This is a genomic window from Curtobacterium sp. B18, from assembly GCF_000333375.1.
Lineage (GTDB): Bacteria > Actinomycetota > Actinomycetes > Actinomycetales > Microbacteriaceae > Curtobacterium.
On record NZ_BACZ01000283.1, the window covers coordinates 1 to 4758 of the forward strand.

Genomic DNA, 4758 nt, shown 5'->3' on the forward strand with positions numbered 1-4758 from the left:
CGGGGCGTGACCCTGACCGAGTCCGGGCACGTCCTCGCCGACCACGCACTCGCCGTGCAGGCCGCCCTGGCCGCAGCGCGCGAGGACCTCGACGCGGTCGGGAGCCTCGCCCGCGGACGGGTCCGGATCGCGGGGTTCCCGAGCGCGTCGTCGACCCTCGTGCCGGCGGTGCTCGCGACCATGGCGCGGGAGACCCCGGGGGTGACGACCTCCTATGTCGAGGCGGAGCCACCCGAGGCCGTCGAACTCCTCCGGCGCGGGGACGTCGACGTCGCACTGACGTTCTCGCACGCCCTGCAGGGGGACGACGTCGCCGCGGACCCGACGCTCACCTCGCGCGTCCTCGGTCGGGACCCGCTCGCGCTCGTCACGCCCGCCGCTGCTCCGGGGCACACGCTCGGCGAGGTCGCAGACCTCGCGGCGTTCCGTGACGAGCGGTGGATCGGCGGGTGCCCACGCTGTCGCGGGCACCTCCTCGCGTCGTGCGCGGCGTCCGGGTTCACGCCCGACATCGTGCTCGAGACCGACAACGCCGCAGCGGTCGTCGGGCTGGTCGCAGCGGGGCTCGGCGTGGCGCTGCTCCCCCGGCTCGCCCTGACCACCACGGTCGTGCCGCCCGGTGTCGAGGTCACGCCGGCGGGCGACGAGCTCGCGCGGCGCGTCGAGGTCGTGGTGGCGAGGGGTGCCGACCGGGTCCCGAGTGTCCGGGCGACGCTCGACGCAGTCGGCGGTGCGGCGCACCTGCTCGGCTGAGGCGCCGGCGCCGGCGCCGGCGTCGGCGCGCGTCTCGCGGAGCCGGGACACGCAGGACTGGAGGCGCGGGGCGGCGCCGACCCGCGCCTCCCGTCAGGCGGTCGGTGCGTCCACCGCGCCGCCGAAGCGTCGGTCGCGGCGCGCGTACTGCTCGATCGCTCCCCAGAGGTCGGTGCGGCGGAAGTCCGGCCACAGCCGGTCGAGGAACACCATCTCGGCGTAGGCCGACTGCCAGAGCATGAAGTTCGAGGTCCGCTGCTCCCCCGAGCTGCGGAGGAACAGATCGACGTCCGGCAGGTCCGGCACGTACAACCGCTTCGCGAGGGCCTTCTCGGTGACCTGGCTCGGCTTCATCCGCCCGGCCGCGACGTCCTCGGCCATGCCCCGGACGGCGTCGACGATCTCGTTCCGGCCGCCGTAGTTCACGCACATGGTCAACGTGAGACGAGTGTTGTGGGCGGTCATCCGCTCGGCGGTCTGCAGCTCGTCGACCACGCTGCGCCAGAGCCGGGGTCGGCGTCCCGCCCATCGGATCCGCACGCCCCACGCGTCGAGCTGGTCGCGGCGGCGGTGCAGGACCTCGCGGTTGAAGCCCATCAGGAACCGGACCTCGTCCGGGGAGCGCTTCCAGTTCTCCGTCGAGAACGCGTAGGCCGACACGTGCTTGACGCCGATCTGGATGGCACCGGCGACGACGTCGAGGAGCGAGGCCTCGCCCGCGCGGTGTCCCTCGACCCGGGTCAGGCCGCGCTGGTTCGCCCAGCGCCCGTTGCCGTCCATGACGATCGCGACGTGCTCGGGGACGAACTGCACCGGGATCGCCGGGGGCTGCTCACCCGTCCAGTCGACGGGCTGCAGCGGCTCGGACTCGGCGTAGCGGCGCGGGCTCATGCAGGGGTTCCTCCGTGGTCGGGCACGTGGGTCGGGTCCGGTGGCGTGCGGACCGGGATCGAGGTGGTCGGGTCCGCCGGGGTCGGGGTCTCGTCGACGGGCTCCGGCAGTGCGGGTGCCGGGGTCGCCGCGACCGCTGCCGGCACACCCCCGGGTGTGGGAGCCACCGGCGACGGGCGCTCGGTGCGGTCGACGTGCGGCAGCGACCGGAGCGATCGTTCCAGGTGCCACTGGGCGTACGCCGCCACCACGCCGGAGGCCCGGGAGCGGGTGCGCTCGTCCGACGCGTCCACCGTGCCCCAGTCGCCGGCGAGCAGCGAGCCGAGCAGGTGCAGGGTCTCGGGGTCGAGCCGCGGTGTCCCCGGAGGCGCCGCGTGGTCGGCCACCACGCCGCCGAGCTGCACGACGAACGCCGAGTGCGGGCCGGGCTCGCCGGTCACCGCACAGTCACGGAACGAGGGCGCCCACCCGGCGATGCTCATCGCGCGCAGCAGGTACGAGTCGAGCGTGGCGGTGGTCACGTGCTCGCCGCGCGCGAGGGAACGCAGGGCCCCGACGAGCAGCAGGTACTGCTGGAGTCCGGCGTCCGCCTCGCTCAGGCGGTCGGCCGTCTCGACCATCGCACTCGCGGCCGTGTACGCACCGTAGTCCGCGACGATCTGCGCGCCGTACGAGCCGAGGGACTCGGCCTGCGTGACGATGTCGAGCGAGCGGCCCTCGTAGAACTGTGCGTCGACGACCATGAACGGCTCGAGGCGGGACCCGAACTTCGACGCGGTCCGCCGGACGCCCTTCGCGACGGCGCGGATCTTGCCGTGCTGCCGGCTCAGCATCGTCACGATGCGGTCGGCTTCACCGAGCTTGTGGGTGCGCAACACGACGCACTCGTCCCGGTACAGCGGCATTGGACCAGTATCCCCCTCCCCACCGACGCTCCGCGCCCGGGGCCCGCGCGCGCCGCGCCCGCGCCGCGCCCGCGGCGCCCGCCGCGCCCGCCGCGCCCGCCGCGCCCGCCGGGGTACCTGCCGGTTCCGGGCGTACCTGCCGGTTTCGGGCGTACCTGGTCGGAAGGAACGACCAGGTACGCCCGATTCGACCTCCCATCGCACCAGGAGGCGCGGCGCGGGACCAGCCCGCACCGCGCCTCCTGGCCTGGCCGCGTCTCAGGCGGAGACGAGCTCCGACGCGCCGGACGCCGCGCCCGCGCGCACCGCGCGGTTCACCGCCGACACGATCGCCTTGAGGGACGCCGTCGCGATGTCCGCGTCGATCCCGACACCCCAGAGCCGCACACCGTCGACGTCGAGCTCGACGTAGGACGCGGCCTGGGCGTCACCGGAGGCGCTCATCGTGTGCTCCGAGTAGTCGTAGAGCGTCACGTCGACACCCTGCTCCCGCATCACCGTGAGGAACGCGTCGATCGGACCGGTGCCGACGGCCTCGGACACGACCGAGCCGTCGTCGACGCGCAGGGCGACCGAGAGCTTCGTCGTGCCGTCGAAGTCGCTCGACGTCGCCGTCTTCGTGATCTCGTAGCGGCCCCACTTGTCGGACTCGTCGGCGGCGGGCAGGTACTCGTCGCGGAAGAGGTCCCAGATGCGCTCGGACGAGAACTCGCCGCCCTCGGCGTCGGTGTGCTGCTGCACGACCCCGGAGAACTCGATCTGCAGCTTGCGGGGCAGGTCGATCGCGTGGTCCGTCTTCAGCAGGTAGGCGACACCGCCCTTGCCGGACTGCGAGTTGACGCGGATGACGGCCTCGTAGGAGCGGCCGATGTCCTTCGGGTCGACGGGCAGGTAGGGCACTGCCCACGCGATCTCGTCGACGTCCTTGCCCGCGGCGGCGGCCTTGGCCTTCATCGCCTCGAAGCCCTTGTTGATGGCGTCCTGGTGCGAGCCGCTGAACGCCGTGTAGACGAGGTCGCCCGCCCACGGCTGCCGTTCCGGCACCGGCAGCTGGTTGCAGTACTCGACGGTCCGCTTGACCTGGTCGATGTCCGAGAAGTCGATCTCGGGGTCGATCCCCTGCGTGAACAGGTTCATCCCGAGGGCGACGAGGTCGACGTTGCCGGTGCGCTCCCCGTTGCCGAACAGGCACCCCTCGATGCGGTCGGCACCGGCCATGTACCCGAGCTCGGCGGCCGCGACGGCGGTCCCGCGGTCGTTGTGCGGGTGCAGGGAGAGGATGACGTCCTCGCGGTGGGCCAGGTTGCGGGACATCCACTCGATCGAGTCGGCGTAGACGTTCGGCGTCGCCATCTCGACGGTGGCCGGCAGGTTGATGATCACCTTGCGGTCGGGCGTCGGCTCGAAGACCTCGAGCACGGCGTTGCAGATCTCAACGGCGACCTCGAGCTCGGTGCCCGTGTACGACTCGGGCGAGTACTCGTAGAAGACCTTCGTGTCGTGCTGCAGGTTCGCCTCGGCCGCGCGGCACAGCTCGGCGCCGGACACCGCGATGTCGACGACGCCCTGCACGTCGGTGCGGAACACGACCTCGCGCTGGACGATCGACGTCGAGTTGTACAGGTGCACGATGGCCTGCTTCGCACCGTCGATCGCCTCGTAGGTGCGGTTGATGAGGTGCTCGCGCGCCTGGGTCAGCACCTGGATGGTGACGTCGTCGGGGATGGCGCCCTCGTCGATGAGGGACCGCACGAAGTCGAAGTCGGTCTGCGAGGCGCTCGGGAAGCCGACCTCGATCTCCTTGTAGCCCATCCGGACGAGCAGGTCGAACATCGCGCGCTTGCGCTCGGAGTCCATCGGGTCGATGAGGGCCTGGTTGCCGTCGCGCAGGTCGACCGCACACCAGCGGGGCGCGGCGTCGATGCGCTTCGTCGGCCAGGTGCGGTCCGGGAGGTCGACACGGATCTGCTCGTGGAACGGGACGTACTTGTGGATCGGCATCCCCGAGGGGCGCTGGGTGTTCTGCATCGTTTCGTCGCTTTCGTCGTCAGGGGTGGTTCAGGCCACGACGGACTCCGCGACGAGGTGGGCCGTTGTGTCAGGCCTCGTCGCGGCAGCGAAGGAGGAGGAGCGCCGAGTACATCGGGACCACCGTAGCACCGGGCACGGTGCGTGTGACAGCACCGACCGGACGGGAGGTTTTTTTTTT

The 4758-nt window shown here is 72.0% G+C and carries 4 protein-coding genes; 1 reads left to right on the plus strand and 3 read right to left on the minus strand.

All coding sequences use genetic code 11. From position 1 onward, the window contains the following. A partial coding sequence (locus I5E_RS07300; protein ID WP_022906400.1) for a LysR substrate-binding domain-containing protein occupies positions 1-753 on the plus strand: 753 nt, incomplete at its 5' end. Between the two features lie 93 nt (positions 754-846). On the opposite strand, the gene I5E_RS07305 is transcribed toward I5E_RS07300, so the two are convergent. The 3 genes from I5E_RS07305 to leuA all read right to left on the minus strand — a co-directional run bounded on the left by I5E_RS07305 (position 847) and on the right by leuA (position 4577). Further along, a complete protein-coding gene (locus I5E_RS07305) occupies positions 847-1644 on the minus strand; it encodes an isoprenyl transferase (protein WP_022906401.1) in 798 nt (265 codons plus the stop codon). Continuing rightward, a complete protein-coding gene (gene recO, locus I5E_RS07315; RefSeq protein WP_022906402.1) occupies positions 1641-2549 on the minus strand; it encodes a DNA repair protein RecO in 909 nt (302 codons plus the stop codon). The genes I5E_RS07305 and recO overlap by 4 nt, the downstream gene beginning before the upstream one ends. Positions 2550-2807: 258 nt before the next feature. Beyond that, complete coding sequence (gene leuA / locus I5E_RS07320; protein WP_022906403.1) at positions 2808-4577, minus strand: 2-isopropylmalate synthase; 1770 nt, start codon at positions 4575-4577, stop codon at positions 2808-2810. Positions 4578-4758 lie beyond the last annotated feature (181 nt).

What these genes read in the sequence shown, in the direction of transcription:
- leuA (WP_022906403.1), bottom strand. Translation starts at nt 4,577, where the DNA reads ATGCAGAACACCCAGCGCCCCTCGGGGATGCCGATCCACAAGTACGTC.
- recO (WP_022906402.1), bottom strand. Translation starts at nt 2,549, where the DNA reads ATGCCGCTGTACCGGGACGAGTGCGTCGTGTTGCGCACCCACAAGCTC.
- I5E_RS07305 (WP_022906401.1), bottom strand. Translation starts at nt 1,644, where the DNA reads ATGAGCCCGCGCCGCTACGCCGAGTCCGAGCCGCTGCAGCCCGTCGAC.